This window comes from Salinispora pacifica CNR114 (assembly GCF_000514775.1).
Lineage (GTDB): Bacteria > Actinomycetota > Actinomycetes > Mycobacteriales > Micromonosporaceae > Micromonospora > Micromonospora pacifica.
Genome location: NZ_AZWO01000004.1, coordinates 205968 through 225843, shown reverse-complemented (window position 1 = coordinate 225843; position 19876 = coordinate 205968). Strand labels below are relative to the sequence as shown.

The 19876-nt window shown below is 67.2% G+C and carries 17 protein-coding genes; 12 read left to right on the top strand and 5 right to left on the bottom strand.

The genetic code is table 11. The features are described 5' to 3' along the window. Positions 1-4: 4 nt before the first annotated feature. The 3 genes from hsaD to hsaB are packed head-to-tail and all read left to right on the top strand — an operon-like array spanning position 5 to position 2306. Positions 5-856 carry a 4,5:9,10-diseco-3-hydroxy-5,9,17-trioxoandrosta-1(10),2-diene-4-oate hydrolase gene (hsaD, locus tag B118_RS0103235; protein ID WP_028192366.1) on the top strand — a complete coding sequence of 284 codons (852 nt, stop codon included), beginning with the start codon at positions 5-7 and terminating at the stop codon, positions 854-856. After that, positions 853-1752 (top strand): iron-dependent extradiol dioxygenase HsaC, encoded by a 900-nt coding sequence (gene hsaC / locus B118_RS0103230; RefSeq protein WP_027645403.1) that lies wholly within the window; start codon positions 853-855, stop codon positions 1750-1752. Before hsaD ends, hsaC begins: the two co-directional genes overlap by 4 nt. Further along, on the top strand, positions 1749-2306 hold the full coding sequence (gene hsaB, locus B118_RS0103225; RefSeq protein WP_028192365.1) for a 3-hydroxy-9,10-secoandrosta-1,3,5(10)-triene-9,17-dione monooxygenase reductase subunit: 558 nt from the start codon (positions 1749-1751) through the stop codon (positions 2304-2306). The genes hsaC and hsaB overlap by 4 nt, the downstream gene beginning before the upstream one ends. A gap of 16 nt (positions 2307-2322) precedes the next feature. On the opposite strand, the gene B118_RS0103220 is transcribed toward hsaB, so the two are convergent. Next, on the bottom strand, positions 2323-3837 hold the full coding sequence (locus B118_RS0103220; RefSeq protein ID WP_028192364.1) for a FadD3 family acyl-CoA ligase: 1515 nt from the start codon (positions 3835-3837) through the stop codon (positions 2323-2325). A gap of 172 nt (positions 3838-4009) precedes the next feature. Between B118_RS0103220 and pgfA the strand changes: the two genes are divergently transcribed. Further along, positions 4010-5041: a cell envelope lipid trafficking protein PgfA gene (gene pgfA, locus B118_RS0103215; RefSeq protein WP_080678015.1), complete on the top strand. Its 1032-nt coding sequence runs from the start codon at positions 4010-4012 to the stop codon at positions 5039-5041. Between the two features lie 44 nt (positions 5042-5085). Here pgfA and B118_RS0103210 read toward each other — a convergent pair whose 3' ends face one another. Continuing rightward, positions 5086-6537 carry an MFS transporter gene (locus B118_RS0103210; protein WP_028192362.1) on the bottom strand — a complete coding sequence of 484 codons (1452 nt, stop codon included), beginning with the start codon at positions 6535-6537 and terminating at the stop codon, positions 5086-5088. A 253-nt stretch (positions 6538-6790) separates the two neighbouring features. Continuing rightward, on the bottom strand, positions 6791-7051 hold the full coding sequence (locus B118_RS0103205) for a hypothetical protein (RefSeq protein ID WP_027645048.1): 261 nt from the start codon (positions 7049-7051) through the stop codon (positions 6791-6793). A 466-nt stretch (positions 7052-7517) separates the two neighbouring features. Here B118_RS0103205 and B118_RS0103200 point away from each other — a divergent pair, with 466 nt between their 5' ends. The 8 genes from B118_RS0103200 to B118_RS0103165 all read left to right on the top strand — a co-directional run bounded on the left by B118_RS0103200 (position 7518) and on the right by B118_RS0103165 (position 16728). After that, a complete protein-coding gene (locus B118_RS0103200; RefSeq protein WP_028192361.1) occupies positions 7518-8192 on the top strand; it encodes a nucleotidyltransferase domain-containing protein in 675 nt (224 codons plus the stop codon). After that, the gene (locus B118_RS0103195) at positions 8189-8959 is read left to right on the top strand and encodes a nucleotidyltransferase domain-containing protein (RefSeq protein WP_028192360.1); all 771 of its coding nucleotides are present in this window, start codon (positions 8189-8191) and stop codon (positions 8957-8959) included. Before B118_RS0103200 ends, B118_RS0103195 begins: the two co-directional genes overlap by 4 nt. Positions 8960-9307: 348 nt before the next feature. Continuing rightward, positions 9308-9691: a hypothetical protein gene (locus B118_RS0103190; RefSeq protein WP_018810490.1), complete on the top strand. Its 384-nt coding sequence runs from the start codon at positions 9308-9310 to the stop codon at positions 9689-9691. Continuing rightward, on the top strand, positions 9691-13305 hold the full coding sequence (locus B118_RS0103185) for an AAA domain-containing protein (RefSeq protein ID WP_018810491.1): 3615 nt from the start codon (positions 9691-9693) through the stop codon (positions 13303-13305). The genes B118_RS0103190 and B118_RS0103185 overlap by 1 nt, the downstream gene beginning before the upstream one ends. A gap of 152 nt (positions 13306-13457) precedes the next feature. Further along, the gene (locus B118_RS0103180) at positions 13458-14819 is read left to right on the top strand and encodes an NsdA family TPR-like regulatory protein (RefSeq protein WP_018810492.1); all 1362 of its coding nucleotides are present in this window, start codon (positions 13458-13460) and stop codon (positions 14817-14819) included. A 7-nt stretch (positions 14820-14826) separates the two neighbouring features. Further along, positions 14827-15711 (top strand): phosphotransferase, encoded by an 885-nt coding sequence (locus B118_RS0103175; protein WP_018219354.1) that lies wholly within the window; start codon positions 14827-14829, stop codon positions 15709-15711. A 193-nt stretch (positions 15712-15904) separates the two neighbouring features. After that, positions 15905-16318 carry a multiple cyclophane-containing RiPP AmcA gene (amcA, locus tag B118_RS33575; protein WP_337588112.1) on the top strand — a complete coding sequence of 138 codons (414 nt, stop codon included), beginning with the start codon at positions 15905-15907 and terminating at the stop codon, positions 16316-16318. Between the two features lie 131 nt (positions 16319-16449). Continuing rightward, on the top strand, positions 16450-16728 hold the full coding sequence (locus tag B118_RS0103165) for a hypothetical protein (protein WP_028192359.1): 279 nt from the start codon (positions 16450-16452) through the stop codon (positions 16726-16728). 262 nt (positions 16729-16990) lie between these two features. Here B118_RS0103165 and B118_RS29805 read toward each other — a convergent pair whose 3' ends face one another. Next, a complete protein-coding gene (locus B118_RS29805; RefSeq protein WP_080678014.1) occupies positions 16991-17644 on the bottom strand; it encodes an ABC transporter ATP-binding protein in 654 nt (217 codons plus the stop codon). An 11-nt stretch (positions 17645-17655) separates the two neighbouring features. Next, complete coding sequence (locus B118_RS0103160; protein WP_080678010.1) at positions 17656-19743, bottom strand: hypothetical protein; 2088 nt, start codon at positions 19741-19743, stop codon at positions 17656-17658. Positions 19744-19876: the final 133 nt, after the last annotated feature.

The window sequence follows — 19876 nt, the reverse complement described above, 5'->3', positions numbered from 1 at the left end:
CGCCATGACGACCAGCACAATCATCGACGCCACCGCCGCCGGGCTGCACTATCACCGGGCCGGGCCGGTGGGCGTACACCCGGTCGTGCTGCTGCATGGCGGCGGGCCCGGCGCCTCGGCATGGAGTAACTTCGGGCGGACGATCCCGGTCTTCGCCGAGCGATTCGACACCCTCGCCGTTGACCAACCGGGATACGGCGGGTCCGAGAGCTGCCCGAGTGGCCGGCAGTACTTCACGCACTCAGCCGACCGGCTCGCGGCCCTGCTCGACGAGGTGGGCCTGGACCGGGTCGACTTCATCGGCAACTCGCTCGGCGGCGGCACCGCGGTCCGGTTCGCCCTGCGCTATCCGGAGCGGGCCGGCCGGCTGCTGCTGATGGGCCCCGGCGGGCTCAGCCTCAACGTCTTCGCCTCCGACCCGACCGAGGGGGTCAAGCGGCTCACCTCGTTCGGCGCCCCACCCGGACCCAGCCGGGAGAAGCTGGCCGAGTTCCTGCGCACGCTCGTCTTCGACCAGTCTTTCGTCACCGACGAGCTGATCGATGAACGGATGCGGGCCGCGACCGACCGAGGCGCCCTGCACGGCATGCGTGCGCTGGGCGCCTCGTTCGCCGATCCGGATCTCTACGAGGAGGGTCTGCTCTGGCGCGACGCCCACCGGCTGCGCAACGAGGTCCTGCTGGTCTGGGGGCGGGAGGACCGGGTCAACCCGCTCGATGGAGCGTTGGTCGCGCTCAAGCTGATCCGCCGCTGCCGACTGCACGTCTTCGGTGGCTGCGGACACTGGGCACACCTGGAGAAGTTCGACGAGTTCAATCGCCTCGCCATTGATTTCCTGGAAGGAAACCGCCCGTGAGTCTCATTCGATCCCTCGGCTACCTCCGGGTGGAAGCCACCGATGTTTCCGCCTGGCGGGAGTTTGGCGTCAAGGTGCTCGGCATGACCGAGGGCCGTGGCCCCGACCCGGAGGCCGCCTATCTCCGCATGGACGACCTGCCCGCGCGGATCGTGGTGGTACCCGGCGAGCGGGACCGGTTGGCCGCCAGCGGTTGGGAGCTGGCTGATCCCGCCGCGCTCGATCAGTTGACCGGCGTCCTCGAGGGGGCCGGCACCGTGATCAAGACGGCCGAGGCTGACGAACTGGCCAACCGTCGGGTGGCGCAGATGATCAGCGTCGACGACCCCTCCGGTAACCGCCTGGAGTTCTACTGCGGGGCCGAGCTCGACAGCCGCCCGGCGCACAGCCCGTACGGCACCCGCTTCGTCACCGGTGCGCAGGGCATGGGGCACGTGGTGCTGCCGACCTTCGACGACGCCGCCGGGCTCCGCTTCTGGACCGAGGTGCTCGGTTTTCGGCTGCGCGACTCGATGCGACTGCGTCCCGAGACCATCGGCCTGCCGCCCAGCGACACACCACTCTGGATGCGCTTTCTCGGCTGCAACCCGCGACACCACAGCGTCGCCCTGGCTCCGATACCAGCCCCCAGTGGCCTGGTCCACCTGATGATCGAGACCGAGACCATCGATGACGTCGGCCGCGCCCTGGATCGTGGCACCCGAAACAAGACCCCGATGGTCGCGACCCTGGGCCGGCACGCCAATGACGGCATGATCTCGTTCTACCTGCGCACCCCGAGTGGGTTCGACATCGAGTACGGCACCGACGGTGACACCGTGGACGACCGCACCTGGATCGCTCGGCAGACGACCGCGCACAGCGTGTGGGGCCACCAGTTCCAGCGAGTCGGGTGACCGCCGCAGCCGTGGTGGACACCCAGCAGTTTCGGCGGGTGTTCGGCCACTTCTGCACTGGCGTGACCGTCATCACGACGCTCGACGACGAAGGCCCGGCGGGGTTCGCCTGCCAGGCCTTCGCCCCACTGTCGCTGGACCCACCGCTCCTGCTGTTCTGCCCGCAGGCGGGCTCCACCACCTGGCAACGGATCCGCGACGTCGGGGTGTTCGGTGTCAATGTGTTGGCGGAGGCACACGGGCCGCTGTCCCGGGTCTTCGGCGCGACGGGCGCGGACAAGTTCGCCGATGTCGCCTGGGCTCCCTCCCCGGCCGGTATGCCGATCCTTACCGGAGCGTTGACCTGGGCCGACTGCCGGGTTGAGGCCGTGCATCCGGGCGGCGACCACGCGATTGTGGTGGGCCGGGTGGCCGCGCTCGGCGAGTGCCGCGACGACCGTCCGCTGCTGTTCTTCAAGGGCCGATACCGCGCCCTCGCGCCGATGCCAACTGGTGAGCCGCCCGAGGTGGTCGACACGCTGCTGGCGTGGCCCCGGCACACCGACTGGATCTAGCGCGCCTCGGCAGCTGTCAACTCTCCGCGCGGAGCAGATACTTGAGGATCTTGCCCGAGGCGTTGTGCGGTAGCTCGGACCGGACCTCCACCGACCGCGGCACCTTGTAGTTGGCGAGTCGGCTCCGGCAGAACTCGATCACCTCAGCCGCGCTGAGCGAGTGACCCGGGCGGCAGATCAGGTAGACCTTCCCGACCTCGCCGAGCCGTGGGTCGGGCACACCGATCACCGCGGACTCGGCCACTCCCGGAAGCTGCGCGAGCGCCCGCTCGACCTCAGCCGGATACACATTGAAACCGCCGCAGACGTACATGTCCTTGAGCCGGTCGGTGATGGTCAGGTAGCCGCGCTCGTCAAGATGCCCGATGTCGCCGGTGTGCAGCCATCCCTCGGCATCGATGGCGGCCGCGGTGGCGGCCGGGTCGTCGAGGTAGCCGAGCATCGTATTCGGTCCCCGCAGCAGGACCTCGCCGCCCGGGTCGGCGATGCGGATCTCAAATCCGGCCGCTGCGCGTCCGGAGGTCTGCGCCACGGTCTGCGCGTTGTCGCCCGGCCGGCACATCGTCGCAACCACCGCCTCGGTCAGCCCGTACGCGGTGAGCACGTCCGCGCCGAGCTCCGTGCGGATCTGATCGACGAGGGCCGGTGGCACGGTGGCCGCTCCGGTCACGGCCAGGCGCAGGCTCGACAGGTCGAATCGCCGAGCGTCGGGATGACCGATCAGGCTGGTGTAGAGGGTGGGTGGACCAGGTAGGACGGTGATCCGCTGGTCCGCGATCAGGGCCATCGCCCGGGGTACGTCGAAGACCGCCTGCGGCACGATGGCGGCCCCGCTGACCAGGCAGGCGAGGATGCCGGCCTTCAGGCCGAAGCTGTGGAAGAAAGGGTTGATCACGAGGTAGCGGTCGTCGGGGGTCAGCCGGGCGATATCGGCCCAGGCGGCAGCGACGGCCACCGACTGCCGGTGCGCGCTCATCACCCCCTTGCTGCGCCCGGTGGTGCCCGAGGTGAACAGGATGTCGCTCAGGTCGTCGGGGTTGACCGCGGCGGCGCGGGCGTCGGCCTCCAGCTCGGGAACCGACCCGCCCCGGGATACGAACTCCTCCCAACCGGAGGGCACTTGCACGACCAGGCGAGGGAGTTGTTTGCCCTCCGCCGTCGCGGCGGCTCGCAGCGTGGCGAGTCGGTCGGTGCCGAGGAACGGGTCCACCACGACGAGTCCGCTGGAACCGCTTCGATGGATCACGTCGAGCGCCTCGATCCCGGTGAACCGGGTATTGACCGGCACCAGGGTGAGGCCCGCGTAGCTCGCGCCGAGGGCGGCCAGCACCCACTGCGTCGAGTTCGGTGCCCAGAGTGCGAGCCGATCGCCCGGGCGTAGCCCGGCGGCGATCAGAGCCCGTGCCACGTGCCGCGCCTCGGCGCGGAGCTCCGCGTAGCTCAGCTGCGCAACGCCGGGCTCCACCAGGGCCGGCGCCGAGCTGAACTCACGCGCCGCCCGGTGCAGGGCCGCTGGGATCGACGGCATCATCGGGACCTCCCGGGCACGATGTTGGCCAAGCAAGTGCTTGGTCAGACTACGCGGGAGCGGGTATTGGCGCCAGTGGATGACGGTGCGGCGAATGGCGTGTTGCTGAGGGGTTTCCCTGCTGGGTAAGTGGCAGTAGATTAGAACAAGTTTCACCTAAAGGGAGGGTGTGCTGATGCGACAGAAAATCGGCGCGGCTCTTTTCGGTCTGGGGCTACTCTGTGTTGTCGCAGCCGTGGGCCTGGTATGGCTGATCGTGCCGGCGCTCAAGCAGGTGCCCTACGATGTGACACCGCCAGACATCGTGGTGGTCGCGCCATCAGCCACCTTCGTCAGCGCCCGGACGCTGCCCAACGGTGACCCCGCGGTGACCGTCGAAACCGGTACTCTGCGTTCGGCCACCGGCATCAAGCCAGACAACGACACCGCCGCAGAGCTCACCGGAAGCCTCGCGGGTGAAACTCTCATCTGGAACGTGTATCAAGCGACCGACTGGGTCGATCGGGACCTGCCGGTCGAGCGGTCCGAGAGCCGCATCGCCCTCGACCGGGTGTCCGGCGCCGCCGCCGAGTGGGAGGGCCAGTGCTACAACGACGTAGTGGCCGAGGAGCTGGGTGCCACCGGGTGCAAGGCGGGGAACATCGCGTACAGCGGGCAGCTGTACCTGTTCCCCTTCGATACGAAAAAGCAGACCTACCAGTATTTTGACAGCACCCTGCGGCAGTCGCTGCCGATGCGGTACCAGGGCGTGGAGGAGATTGCCGGCCTGGAGACGTACCGCTTCGAACAGACCATCCCGCAGCGGGGCCTCGACATGGACGAGGAGGCGCTGGCCCAGTTGCTTGGCTTCCTGGCACCGGAGGCGACAGGCGCAACGATGAGCTACCGCGCCTCCCGCACGCTCTGGGTGGAGCCGATGACCGGTGGCATTCTTGGCTACCGCGACCAGCAGCATCACGAGCTGGTGCCAGACGTCGGGCCGCCGGTGGTCATCTTGAACGCCACCTTCCAGTACGACGATGCCACCGCCGACGCGGTGATCGAACAGGCCAAAGATGGTCGGGCGCAGTTGCAGCTGTTCGGTCGCTACCTGCCGATCGGCGTCCTGGTGGTGGGGTTCCTCGCCGCCGGGGCCGGGTTCGTGCTCGCGCGTCGGGGGCGGTCCCGGGGGCCCGGACCAGCAACCGCCACTCGGGTCGACTCCTGAGTTCCGCGAGGGCAGCGGCTGAACGAGGTCCACCACGCTCTGCGCTACCGGCTCGTCCGCGCTGCGCGCTTCCGTTCGTCGCGGCGCTCGCCGAGGATGTCGACGAGGCAGATGAGGAGGGCGGCGACGATGATGCCGATCTCCACGGCGAGTGCGTAGCGAAGTGCGATCGACCAGCGTCCGTCGTTGGCGGCCACCGCCGCGAGCAGGGTGGCGGTGATCATTGCCAGCCCCACCGCGGCTCCCATCTGTCGCATGGTGCGATACATGCCGGCGGCGCTGCCGGCGTCGGGCTTGGGCACCTGGGCTAGCGCCAGGGTGTTGTTCGGTGTGATGACGAGGCCGCTGCCGATTCCGGCGAGGAAGAGCGGGAACACGGTCGCGGCCGAGAAGGCGCCCCCTTGCAAGCCGGTGAGAGCGGTCATGATGGCGAGGCTCACCAGGACGATGATGAGTCCGATGACCAGCAGGGCACGGCCAAGCCGGCCAACGTAGCGTCCGCCGAGCACGGCGCCGAGGGTGGAGCCCACCGCGAGCGGTGCGAGCGTCAGGCCGGTGTTCAGTGGACTGGTGCCGAGCCCGTACTGCAGGTGGAAGCTGAAGATCAGCGGTAGGGAGACGAAGCCGGCGTAGAAGAGGAACCCGAGCAGCAGCCCCAGGCGGTACGGCCGGTGGGTGAACAGGCGAAAGTCAAAGACCGGCGGGTGGCGCCGGATGGTGGAGGTTTCCCAGGATCGGAAGGCGACGAGGACGCCGAGCCCGGCTGGCACCAACAGCCACGGTAGCCACCCCATCCACTGTTGCCATTGCAGCGCGGGCAGGATCACCAACATGATCCCGAGGGCGAGCAGCAGCGTCCCGACCACGTCGTGGCGACGGTCGGCCTGGGGACGAAGCGGCCTTTTCGGAAAGAAACGCCAGATGAGTATCGCCGCCATGATCCCGATCGGGACGTTGATCAGAAAGACGAGCCGCCAGCCATGGTCCGCTCCGCCCCCGGCGATGACCAGGCCGCCGATCAGTGGGCCGACGGCGGTGGCCGCGTTGGAGGTGGCACCGACCGCGCCGAAGGGGCGTCCGCGCTCCGCGGGGGGGAATAGTCGCTCCACGAGGGCGGTGATCTGGGGTGCGAGGACGCCCGCCGCCGCGCCCTGGAGGAGCCGGGCGATCACCAGCACCGTGCCGGAGTTGGCCAGTCCTGCCAACGTGCTGGCTCCGACGAACATGGTCAGGCCGATGAGCATGGCCTGACGCCGGCCTTTGGCGTCGCCGAGTCTCCCAGCGGGGACGAGGGCGAGCGCGAACATCAGTGAGTAGCCGGAGACGACCCATTGGAGAACGTTGTCGTCGGTGCCGAGCGCCTCGTCGATGGAGGGCAACATCACGGTGATGGCACCGATGTCGATCCAGCTGATGAACGAGACGACCAGCGCGATGTTGAGGACTCGCCAGGGTCGGGTGTGCGCGATCCCTACCGGCGCTTCCCACCGTGACATCCTTACCGCCTGGTTTTGGGGCAGCGGCCTGCTGGGTACGAGCCTGCCGACGTGGTCCAGTCACCTGGTACGAGATCGACTGCTCCGACCGTGGGATTCCGATGGCGGTGTCCCGCTGCCCGGCGGACAACTAGGCGGTGTTCGCCAGCCGATGGGGTCGGGGCAAGGCTGGCGGTCGTGGTTCTCGGCGGTGGTGGGGGCGGCGGCACACGCGGATTCGCTACTGAGGCCCTGCCGCCCCCTTCCGCCCCACTCAGGCCGGCTGGGCAGTCAACGTGCCGCGCAGGTCGGCGGCCAGGGACCCTTCCTCGGTTCGGGCGCAGTGGGTGCCGCAGTAGAAGCGGCCGGAGACCTCGATGCCATGGCCCACGATCCTGACCTGGCAGTGCTCGCAGTTCATGGCGAGCTTGTGGTTGGCGCACTCGAGGCTGTCGAAGGTGTGCACGTCGCCGTTGGCCATGTGCACCTGAAATGGCATCTTGTAGTCGTTCCCGCAGACATCACACCTAGCCATGTCAAACCCCTCAAATTGGATACGTGATGAAAGTGTCGAACACCGTTTGCGGGCCGGCAACCGGAATCGGCAAACCGCCGGGGCCACGCCCGACGCGTCACCTGTTCGGGCGGTGGTGGCGACGGCGGCGGCGACGGCGGCGTGCTGCTGACTGTCGAGCTGCCCCACCGGGGAGACCGACGCCGGGGTTCGCCTTCGCGACGGTTTCCCAGGCCCCGTGGTGGGATTGGCGCGGGGGAGGTGGCGGCAGCACGCAGCACGCACCGTGCTGCGGTTGGCATTGGCCTGCAGTCTCCGGGGCAGGGCGGGGTGGGGGTGGGATCCGGGGTGGTGCGCCATGATTTCCGGTTGCTCCCTTCCCGTGGCACCGCTCCGCCCGGCGAGGTGTTTACCCTTCCAGCGACGCCCGGTCCCGCCGGGAATAGATCATGCATTGCCGGGTGATGCTGCGGTAGCGTCGCTGGGCGTGATCGAGCTTGTCGAGCGGCGTACCGTCCTCTCCGTCGTGGTCGGATCACGGGCGTACGGACTGCACGGACCGGATTCTGACTACGACCGGCGTGGTGTGTTCGCGGCGCCGACCCGCGCGTTCTGGCACCTGGACAAGCCGCCCACCCACGTTGACGGGCCGGCGGCGGAGCAGTTCTCCTGGGAGTTCGAACGCTTCTGCCTGCTTGCTCTGCAGGGCAACCCGACGGTTCTGGAGGTGCTCTGGTCCCCGCTCGTCGAGGCAATCACCGCAGATGGGGAACGGTTGCTGGCGGCGCGGCAGGCGTTCCTGTCGCGGCGGGTGGCCGAGACGTATGGCGGCTACGCCCGGGATCAGCTGAACCGGGTGGCCTCCCGCCGCGATCGCACCGGCGAGACGAACCACAAGCAGGCCATGCACATGATCCGGCTGTTGGTGGCCGGTACACATGTGCTGCGTACCGGGGATGTCCTCGTTGACGTGCGGCATCTGCGCGACAAGCTGCTCACGGTGCGGCGCGGCGAGCTGCCCTGGAAAGCGGTCGCCGCCTGGGCGGCGGACCTGCTCGCCGAGCTCGCCGACGCGGCGGCCGCCACCGCGCTACCGGAACTGCCCGACCGCGATGCCGTGGATCGGCTGCTCATCGCCGTACGGGAAGGGAATCTGTCGTGACCACCGAAGTGCCGCCGTGGGCCGCTGAGGCCGCGCGCATGCTGCCCCGGCCGCTGCTGTTCGCCACCGTCAGCGGTGCGCACCTGTACGGGTTCGCGTCCGTCGACTCTGACCTTGATCTGCGCGGTGCGCACCTACTGCCGCCAGCAGAGGTGGTCGGGTTGCGCACCGGGCCGCAGACGTTGCAGTACACCGGCGTACGCGACGGTGTCGAGTTAGACGTGGTCAGCCACGACCTGCTGAAGTTCGCCAAACTGTTGAACAGCCGCAACGGGTACGTCCTGGAGCAGGTGCTGTCGCCGCTGGTGGTCGTCACGAGCCCGGTGCATGCCGAGCTCACGTCGCTGGCCCCACAACTGATCACCCGTCACCATGCACACCACTACCTCGGCTTCGCGGCCACCCAGCAGAACCTGTACGCCAGGACCGGGAAGCTCAAACCCGCGCTGTACACGCTGCGCGTTCTGCTCACCGGGATCCACCTGATGCGGACCGGTCGCCTCGAGACGGACCTCGGCGTGCTCGGGACTGGGTTGCCGTACGTGCCCGACCTCATCGCCGCCAAGCGGGAGGCCGAGCAGGGACCGCTACCCGTGGGCGCTGCGCCGCGACTCGCCGCCGACGTGCCGCGGCTTCGCGCCGAGTTGGAGGCGGCCCGAGACATGTCGGTGCTGCCCGACTCCGCAGCCCCGGCAGCCGTGGGCGCCCTGCACGACCTGGTGGTGCGCACCCGCCTGGCGACCTCGTGCGCTTCTGCGAACGTTTGAGCATGTTCCCGCCAGACGGCGTTGCCCGGCGGGCAGTCAAGCCCGCCGGGGCCGGCGAGGCCAGCTGCACCTGGTCATTGAGGGATGTTTCGAAGGTGTGCCCGAAAGGCGTTGCCCGTGCCGGCGCGTAGGCGACGGTGTGGTCGGGTCCGCGGATCGTTTGGGTCATCTGTGCCCGCGGCACGGCGACCGTGCCTATCTTTGGGAATCCCGATTGGAGTGATTTTCAACTCTACACAGGAGGACGATGGGCGGTGCGTAGGCGGTATTTGATCGGCAAGCCGACAGTCTCGGCCCCAACGCGAACCTATTCCGTAGATTGGTCGCACCGCTCGTGCAGGAGGTTGGATGGCTCGCGTCCTGGTTCAGATCGATTTCACGCCGCTTACGGACGACGACGAGTTCGTCCTCGGTGAGCTGACCGACGAGCTGGCGGATAGTCTCCGCGAGATCGGCGGCGCGGTGGAGCGCGTTGGTAACCCCGCTGTCGACCCGGACGCCAAAGGCGCGGCAGAGCTGATGCTCGGCGTGGTAACCGTACTGACGGGCACCGACCCCGGCTACGTCCAGGCGCTGGTTGACGTGGTCCTGAGCTTCCTCCAGCGTCACACCGGCCGCCGGGTACACCTGCGAGTCGGGGACATCGAAATGACTATCGACCGGCCCACCCACGCCCAGACCGATGAATTGGTCAGAACAGCGCGGGCCGCAATCGAACGGGCCCGTCTCTGATGGGACGGCACGCCCTGCTGCTCGGCACCGCCACCTGCCAGATGGACAGTGAGCTCGCACCCCTTCCCTCGGTACGCCAGGATGTGGCGCAGCTCAAGACGCTGCTGGACGGTGCCGGGGAGTTCGACACCGTACGCGCTGAACTGGACCTGCCAGCGGCACACCTGCGTCAGGTCGTCGAGGAGTTCTACGGCGCGCGACGCACGGGTGACCTGGCTTTGCTCTACTACTCCGGCCACGGGGTGCTGCACGGTGATGGTCAGTCGCTGTTCCTGGCCGCGACCGACACGGTCACCGGGCAGTTGCACACCACCGCGTTCGACACCGACGGAATGCTGCGTCATCTACTCAACGACACGAAGGCCAGTCAGAAGGTGGTCCTGCTTGACTGTTGCTTCTCTGGCGCGTTCACGGCGCGGCACCGGTTCCGGGGCGGGGTGCGGGAAGAGCCGCGTCGCCTCAAGCGTCAGCGTGGCACCTTCATCCTGACGTCGAGCACGCACCTGAAGGCGTCCAAGGCGCAGGGGCCGGACCACCCGTCCGTCTTCACTGAGGTGCTGCTCAATGGTCTACGGGGTGCGGCCGAGGGGCCCTCGGACGATGGTTGGATCACCACCAACGACCTCTCCCGGTACGCCCCGACGGAGATGGCCCGGCGCCGCCAGCACACGCCGGTTGAGTCGAGTGAGGGCGTCACCGAGCCGATCCGACTGGTGACGGCGCCGGGCTCCGCCGCCGCGGGGCGGCAGGTCACCGCCGTTACTTCGAGCCCGACGGACGAGGCGCCGTTCGACGCGGATCAGTGGCGTCGCCTGGTGACCTACTACATCAACTGCATGCAGCGTTCAACCGTGTTGCAATCGTTCATCGACCCGCGGGCGACCGGGACGTACGTCGCGGCACCACCAGGGTCCGAAGCGGTTTTCTCCTCGGCTACGCCCGTGCAGCTGGCCGGGTCGGCAGCCAAACTCGCCGCTCGGGCCCGCGCCGAGGGCCGGGAACTGCAATACGGCTATCCGGTCGTCGCCGTTCGGCCGGCCCGGCAGAAGCCACTCCGGCTCGCTCCGCTCCTGGTCTGCGATGTCACCGTTGGCGCGGACAACGTCCTGCACGCCTCCTTTCCACCCCGCCCCAGCGCCGCACTCGTCGACCTGTTCCAGCTCTCTGAGGTGGAGGGCGACGAACTGCGGCAACGTGTCGAGCAGGCATTCGCGCCCGGCGATCCGACCGCCATCGCTGCCACCGTAGATGTGCTCGTGAAGACGTTCGGGTTGAGACCGGTCACGGAGTTGGACCCGGCGGTGCTCGGCGGCACCATCAGGTCGGGACCGGTGAACGGGGTGCAGAACGCCGCGATTCTGTACACCGTCGATGCTGCCGAGTCGCCGCAGCGGCAGCTCGTTGACGATCTACGGGGCATGGTGAAGAATCCGCGGCTCATCCAGGGGACGGCACTGGGCGCGCTGGCTCTCCGCCCGGACGAAGCCGCGGCTACGCCAGTCGTGACGGTGGCGATGAGCGCGGCGAACGAGGCGCAGGAAGAGATCATCCAGGCGGCGATGTCCCAGCCGTTGACGGTGGCCCAGGGGCCGCCGGGCACCGGCAAGAGTCAACTCGTCACCGCCCTGCTGGCGACCGCCACCGCCGCCGGACAGAGCGTGCTGATCGGCTCTACCAGCAACCAGGCCGTCGACTCGGTGCTCGACCGGGTGACCGACCTGATCGGCCCGGGTCTGCTGATGCGCACCGGCAACAAGGAACACCGGACGCAGGAGCCGAAGCACATCGCCGACATTCTCGCGGCGTACCCGCCGGGCGAGCGGCCCACGACGTCGGACGACCATACGCTCCGACACGAACTGCGGCTCCTGGGCGAAGAAGCTGCCAGACTCCGCGCGATGCTCGACCAACAGCGGTTGCTCGAACGCGACCTCGCCGATCTGGCTGTTGAGCGTGGGGCCGATGCGGGCGACGGTGTGGCACCGCTGCCCGCCGACGACAGGGCCCTGGCACACCTCGTCCGGCTGACCGACCGCGGGCTCGCCAGTAGGTGGTTCGGTTGGTGGTACCGGTGGCAGCTGCGGTCGTACCAGGTCGCGGATCGCCACGCTGTCGAGGCGCTCGCGGAGCGGGCGGTGCTCGAGCTGCGCTGGCGGGAAAGCCGGCGGCTCCTCACTGAGCTGCCCGACATCGAGACTTCCTGGCAGCGACTGGCCGACCTGATCGGCGCCGAGCGACCCACCCTCAGCGTGAACCTGCTGCGCGCCCAGATCGCCCGCAGGGTGGCTGCGGGAGTACGCCTGCTGCAGGACCGAGCCGACGAGATGGCCAAGCCGCAGTCGGACAGTTGGGCCTACTTTCCAGAACTACTCCGGGTGCTGCCGGGCTGGGCCGTCACCGCCCTGTCCGCCCGGCGGTTGAAGCGGAGTCCCGCGTTGTACGACCTCGTGGTGATCGACGAGGCGGCGCAGTGCACGATTCCTGCGATTCTGCCCATGCTCTACCGCGCCAAGCGGGCACTGCTCATCGGTGATCCGCGTCAGCTCGCACCCGTCGTGGACTTGTCCGAGGCCGACGACGTCACGGAACGGGCCCGCGCGGACCTGAGTACCGGTTGGCTCACCGCCCGGCGGCTTACCTACACCACCCATTCCGCGTACGACGCCTTCGTCACCGCCGCGGGCGCGACGTACCTCCTTGACGAGCACTACCGGTGCCACCCAGACATCGTGCAGGTGCCAAACCGGGAGGTCTATCAGGGTCGGCTAACCGTGCTGACAGATCCTGCCCGACTGGCCGCTGCGGCCGATCCCGCAGTTCGTTGGCGCCACGTGCCCGGCCAGTTCAGCCGCGGCACAACCGGGTCCGGGTTCAACCAGGTCGAGATCGACGCGGTCGTAGCCGAGGTGACGGAACTACGGACGGCGTACCCCGATGTCTCGATCGGGGTGGTCACGCCGCTCGCTGCGCACCAGCGTCGCCTGGCCGCGGCCCTTCGCGACGCCGGCCGCACAGACAACGTGCTCTGCGCGACGATTCACAAGTTTCAGGGCAGCGAGCAGGACATCATGGTCGTCTCACCGATCGGGGCGCATGGCATTCCGGACCGCACCCGAGGCTGGTTGGTACACCAGACCAACTTGTGGAACGTCGCCATCACCAGGGCGCGATCCCAGCTCGTCGTGGTCGGTGACCGGTCGTGGTGGTCGGGGCAACGCGGCCTGCTGACCGCCTTGGCGTTGGTCCCTGATGCTACCGCCGATGCTCAATCAGGGACCGCGAATGTGCCAGTAGACCGATTGCACCTGGCACTTCGGAGCGTCGGTCTTACCGTGCGGCGCGACGTCCCCGTGGCTGGCCGGGCTGTTGACCTCGTGGTGGGGCGCGGAGCTGCCGAGCTAGCCGTCGTCGTTGACGATCCGGCGGGCGACCCCGTGGGCCGGGGACTACGTCGGGTACTCGCTCGAATCGATGTCATCAGTGGTGCCACACCGGTCCGTCGGGTGCCGGCATGGCGTTGCCTGGCCGAGCCGGAGCAGGTGGCGTCAGAGTTAGTCGACACTCTGACGCGGTCCGGGCAGGAACAGATCGATGGTTTGGATGTGCGTCGGTAGCCCTTCCTGAAGCACCGTGAGGGCCCACGGTGGGGGTTCCGGATGATGTCACCAGTCTCGATCCTGTGGGGCATCCAGCGACTCGACCTGTCCCGACTTGATGTGATGGTGTGAATGCGTGGTGCTGACGATAGGTACTTGTTCGATCGGAGGTGATTGTGGGCTCGCAGGTGAATCCCGAGTGGTGGAGGTCGGGAGTCTGGAACGGCCGCCCGATCGGTGAATTCCTGCAGCGGCGGGACGTTGCCGCGGTCTTCCGTTTCCTGCACGCTCGGGGCGTGTCTTACGGCAGGATTGCGGCTCTCGTGGGGATTTCGTCGAACCGTGCGGCGGAAATCGCCAAGGGCATCCGTCAGGTAACGGCCTACGAGGTGCTGGAGCGAATCGCGGTCGGCCTTAGCATCCCGCGTCCAGCGATGGGACTCGGCCGGGACGCGGGCACCCGCGTGGGTGGGGACTCCGATGTCGTGGCCGCGGATAGCGGAGCACACAGTCCGTTGGCAAGTGCGGACGCCAGCGTGGAGGTAGGCGGCCTGGCGAGACTACGGCTTGGCCTGGACGAGGCTTTGGCGTTGACAAGTGTCGCTCCTCGGCAACTTGAGTTGATTGAGGAGTCCGCAAGCGAGCACATGACGCTTTACCCGTCGGCCTCGCCTCAGGTCATGCTGTCGTTGTTGGCTGCCGACTGCCGGGAGGTTCAGATGCTGTCCCTTCGGCGGCAGCCGGCGGCGGTTCAGGCCCGGATTTCCGGGGTGGCGGCGTTGCTGGCCACGATGTGCGCTGATGCGATGATGCGGCTCGGGGATGCGGCCGAGGCTCGGCGTTGGTATGGCACGGCGATCCACGCGGCGGACGACAGTGGGGAGGCTCGTCTCAGGGTGTTGGTGCGGGCCCAAGCGGCGATGCTGCCGTACTATTTCGGGGACCCGACCCAGACTGTTGCTTTGGCTGACGCAGCTTTGGCGGTCACATCCATCGCATCGTCACCTGCTGCCTTGGCAGCCGCAGGCCGGGCGCGTGCGCTGGCCCGAATCGGTGCTGCGGAGCAGGCAGAGTCGGCAATTGACCAGGCGCGTCGGCTGTTCGATCAGGCTGGTGACGAGGACACCGACGTGGCCTTCCGGTTCCCGGTGAAGCGGCTGTTGTTCTACCTCTCCGGTGCCTACACCTGGCTGGGTGACACGGGTGAGGCGTATCGGATCCAGGAAGAGGCGTTGCGGCTCTACGGCGCGGCTCCGGCCGTACCTATTGATGCGGCGCTCATCGCCCTGGATCGGTCGATGTGCCTTGCCCAGGACCGGCGAGCGACCGAAGCGGCGGTGACCGCGCGTGATGCTGTCGCGGACCTACCCGAGGCGCAACGGACCGAAATCATCCTGACCAGGGCCACCGACGTGACAAGGGCGATCCCTGAGGAGAGCCGGCCTGGTGAGGTCGCGGTCCTTACGGACTATGTGCGGGCCTGCCGCGAGAGCGCCCGTAGGCTTGGGACCACAGCAGCACCCGGTCCCTAGGAGCCCCATGTTCGTCGAGGCGCGCACCCGGCCGGTGCTCGCCGAGGTATGTCGTCGCCTTGGCTACCACGACTTGGACGCGACCCTGCTGCGGCACCACACCAACGCCGTGTACGCAGTCGGTGACGTGGTTATCAAGATCGCCCCCGGAGACCATGGCCTCGAACGGGTGCGCGGGATGGTGGCGGTGGTCCACTGGCTGGTGGACCGAGGGTTCCCCACCGTGGGCCTTCACCCAGGACTGGTCCAGCCGTTGCGGGTGGGTGGGCACGTCGTCACGGTCTGGCAGCGGCTGGACCCGGCGTACGACAACCGCATCACCGTCTCCGAGCTCGGAACGCTGCTCCGAGACCTGCACGCCCTGCCGGCTCCGCCGGTGCCACTGCCCGTACTCCGACCGATCCGCAGCATCGAGCGGTCCGTCACCCGCGCGAAGATCCTGAACGACAAGGAACGGGATCTGCTGATGTGTCGGCTTGAAGCAATGACGGCCAGCTGGGAAGCGATGTGCTTTCCCCGAGGCACGAGCATGATTCAGTCCGATCCCCAGATCCGCAACGCGCTGCGCGACTTCGACGGCACGCCCGTACTGGCCGACTGGGACGGTGCCGCTGTCGGACCCCGGGAGTGGGACATCGCAACCGTGGCTGTCCACTGCCGCCGGTTCGACCCACCAGGCGCGGATGCCTTCGCCGACTTCACCGCAGCCTACGGCTGGGACGCCACATCCTGGCCAGGGTTCGAGAAACTGTGCCAGCTTCGTGAGCTGCAGATGATCGCTACCAACGCTCGCAAGTCCCGGTCTGGGACCGAGGCCGCCGACGAGGTGCACCACCGGATCACGGGCCTTGTTGACGACGGGCCGGAACTCCGTCGCTGGCACATTCTCTGAACCAAGTTTCGTAACGATGGCCGCCCCCGTTTTCTTCGTATTGACCTAAGACGGTCATGGTGAGACCCACCGTGGCCAACCACGCTGGGTCTATCTCCAAGCGGTGCCGCCAGCGATCGTAGAGGCCAGAAACACGTCGGCGAATGGCTTAGGACCGTCCTGACCGCCATGGCGCGCCGACGGGCCAGCGGCAATGTCACACCAGGGAGCTTCAGATGGACGTGCCCTACGGCGGCGGGTCGGAATACGACCCAACGCACCGAAAATGGTCCCCACCGGGCACTCCGTCAACCGCACGGGTGATTCCTCGCTCGCGTACTGCTATCAGGGCTGCGTGAGCGGGTGGCCGGCGGTCTGCTCCCGGTCGCCGGCCAGTGGCGGTGGGCTTGCCGGCGTGTCGACAAGCCCACCGCACTCACACAGCGAGTCAAAGTGGCGTCCGGTCATGACTGTCTATATTTCACGCAACGCAACGGTCGGCGACCTGCCACGACCTCGGTTAACTTCGGCTTTGCCGATGCAGCCGGGACCGACCGATCCGCCGCTGCTGACGTACGTCTGGCGAATCGTCTTCGAGCGGCAGGCACGGGAGCGCGATCCCCGATGAACAGCGACGGAGGCTGCCCCGCGGACGCTGAATCGTCCGAGCCGGCGGAACGCCCTTCCTTACGGCCGCTGGCTCCGCCAGAGCGGTCAGCCGGGGCGGTCCGCGCCGGGCTGCCCCGGCCGCATCTGCCCATGCGGCCGCTGTGGCGGTGCCGCCGATGCGGCCATCCGTGGCCGTGCGGAGCGGCGAAGGTCGCCCTTCTGACGGAGCACCGGGACAGCCCGGTCAGCCTCTTTTTCTACCTGGCCAGTTGTCTGCACGACGCGATCGAGGATCTGCACCAGCTCCATCCCAGCGACACCGGCAGTGCCGCGGATGTCTTCGACCGCTTCCTTGGCTGGCCCGCCCGGCACTACCGCTCCTACCGGATCGCCATCAGGGCCTCTCCCGATGAAGAGAAACCCTCATGAATGGCACTGACGTCATCAGTGCCACCCAGGTGATTCGGCCTTGGTGGTGCACTGCGCAGGGTCGTGGGAGACCGTGTTGGAGTCAACCCCGGCATACATCGACGAACAGCCGCCCCGGCCCGCCAGCTGACGAGTCGTCGGGCCGTCGCCGAGCGCCTGCGCGACGCGCTCAGCAAGGGGTTTGACCGGCTATGGGTACGGCAGCGCCGGTATTGGTGCTGGCGGTCATGAGGGTGAGAAGCCGCATGGCCTGGCGGTAGGGTTACGCGACAGCCGGTCCGCTCCCAATTTCGTGATGCTTGTTGCACGCTTCGATCATTTCCGGGTCGTGCGTGGACGCGACGACTGTGCAGCCGTTGGTGGCAAACTCCGTTAACAAATCGATGACCTTCCGCCGGTTTATGGAGTCCAGCGAGGCAGTGGGTTCATCGACGAATACTACTGCGGCTCGTTTGTAGATGGCCCGAGCTATGGCGAGTCGTTGCCTTTCACCACCACTAAGGTGGCTGGCCGCCTCATCTGGCCGGTCGGCCAGCCCAGTCCGATCGAGAATCTGCGCCAGTCGCCGTACGTCCCCGGAGGCCCGCTTGCCCAGCTGGCTCGATTGCATCGTTACGTTGAAGGCAACAGATTCTGATTCCATGATGCCGTAGTCTTGCAGTACGAATGCTGCGTGGTCCCGCCAGAATCGACGCCGCGCCGCCGACCCGTACTTTGTGACATCCTTGCCATCGATCAGAACCTGACCCTGGCTGACCGGGAGTAGCAGCCCGAGGCAGTGCAGCAGAGTTGTTTTTCCTGACCCGCTTGGACCCACGAGGGCGGTCATCGTCGCGGGCTCGCAGCGTACGGACTCATTATTGAGCACCGAACGTCCACCTATTACCACGGAGACACCTTGGGTTTCAATTTGCATCGGTATTCCCATCAGATTCGCCGCCTGCTGACGCCGGAGAAAAACCAACTCGCGGCCCACACGTGCCCCAGCGGCACGATAATCATCCCGCACAGCGCGGCTACCAGCAGTGCCGCGATGTTGTCCGGCCTCTGAAATAGCGCGACGAGACCGATGAGTGCCGATCCGGCCAGCGACTCCCTCATCACCCGGCTTTGTAGGATCTGCGCCCACGGGCGGCCGGACAGCCGCAAGGGGAAGTCGCGCTTTACGTGCAGTAGGGCGGTGATAAGCGCGCTGATCAGGGTCGCGACCGTGAAGGCGACGGCCAGGGCGGCGAGCGCGAGGTTCATCAGCCAGGCCATATATGCCATGAACTGTGCTCGGAGGATCCCTCGCTCCGCGACGTAGACGATACTGAGGTCGCCCTCGACCCCTTGGCCGACCAGTGCCCCGGCAGAGAGGCCGTTGCGCTCGAGTAAATCCTGGGTTGCCGCCACGCCGGTGAACAGAACGTTTCTCGTCGAGAGCATGGAAGTTAGGTTTCGGTCGTTGAAGGTTTGGTGCAGGGAGGGCACGATGGCGACGAGAACATTGCCCAAGAAGTGGAGATCTCCACCGCCACCCTGGGCGACTGGTAGCCGGAATCCGCTGGCAGGCTGCAGATATTCGAATCCCGACAGGACCTCCGTGCCGGGTCGCTTCCCTCTCGACAGCAGGGAGAACGTATCGGTGAACTCCCGGGAGAGCATGCCGCTCACGTCCTGGTACGGCACCGGCGTCAGCGCCCCTGCCGGTGCGTTGATGGTCGTCAGGTCGAGCCATTGCTGGTTTACGAAGGAAACTGCTGAGTAGTCACCGAAACCGCTGCCCCATGTCTCGTTGTGGAAGGTGTATGAGGAGGCGATCATTCCGGCCTTTTCGCCGTCTTCAACAAGGTTGCCGATCAACGGTTCGAGGCTGGTCATTTCATCGTCGCTTATCCCGAGCTGTATCGTGACCTGGTTCGCGAGGTTCTTCCACTGTGCCATCTCCGCGGCTTGAGCGGAGGAGTTGCGATATGCCGACCAGGCCGGGTCGGCGGTGCTTACCACCAGCAGGAAGGTCAGTGCCTGGAGGACCACGGCCGCCAAACGAAGGCTCTTCACCGCGGGCTGCCGAGTAGCGAGCATCGCCGTGCTTGGCCAGGCGGAGGCCGACATGATCAGGGCAACGAAGAGCGCTACCGCGATGACCGTGCCCTCCACGCCCGCCAGCACCTTGACGAAGACGTCGATGTAGAGCCAACCACGAGCGAGGCCAACGTAGCTGGTGGCAGCGATGGTGACAGCGGCTGCTGGGAGGAGGAGGGCGGCCGCAAACCCGCCCAGATCCTGCGCCTGAATGCGTAGCGTGGGGCATCCGGCGAGCACCCTGAGTGCGCGGCTGCGCGCCTTCATCGACAACCAGAACAGCGCCAGCGTCGCGATTAGGGCGAAGGCGGCCAGGACGGGTACGGCGAAGCCACCCTCCTGCAGGACGAACCCGAGGCTGCTGATCACAGAGGCATCGGTGCGCGTCACCCGTACGCCTTTGCCGGCCAGCCGGCTCTCCAACTCTGTCAGCCCCGAGAGAGAACCGGTGACCAGGTACGAACCGTCCGGTGAAGAGTTGGTCAGCCGGTCCCGGTCGACAATCCGTGCCGTGCCGACGCCGCTGAACGAGTGGAACGTCGCGGGCAGATTTCCGTCGTTGAGTGCTACGAAGATCTGCTCGTTACCGTTACCGTTACCGTTACCGTTACCGTCACCGTCACCGATCAGGTCCGGTGCGATCCGTAGCAGGCCCAGGCTCAAGTCGGCGTCCAACTGCGTCAGTACCGAAAACGCCTCCCTGTCGCTGAACTGCGACTCTCCGAAGTCCAGGCCCAGCCTGCTCTGTGCAGTTATGGCCTGTGGAAAGTCTCGGTCGTGTAGATCGGTGACTATCACCGCCACCAAAGCCATCAGGGAGAACAGCGCACCCGAGACCGCGACTACCACACGCTTGTACAACGACCCTCCTGAGCGATCCGTGGACATTGCGGCGAGCACGATGACGTTCGCCGTATCCACTGAATCAAGGTGTTCGCCGGCGCGCATCGGGCCGTGGTCGGCCTTGAGGGTCGCTCTTCGGCCCTGAGTCCGTCGGACCGTGGTCTGACACCGGCTACCCGGAGGGTTCGCATTCGCACGTCGAGCACGGGCGGCACCGAGACCGGAACGGTAGGCTGCG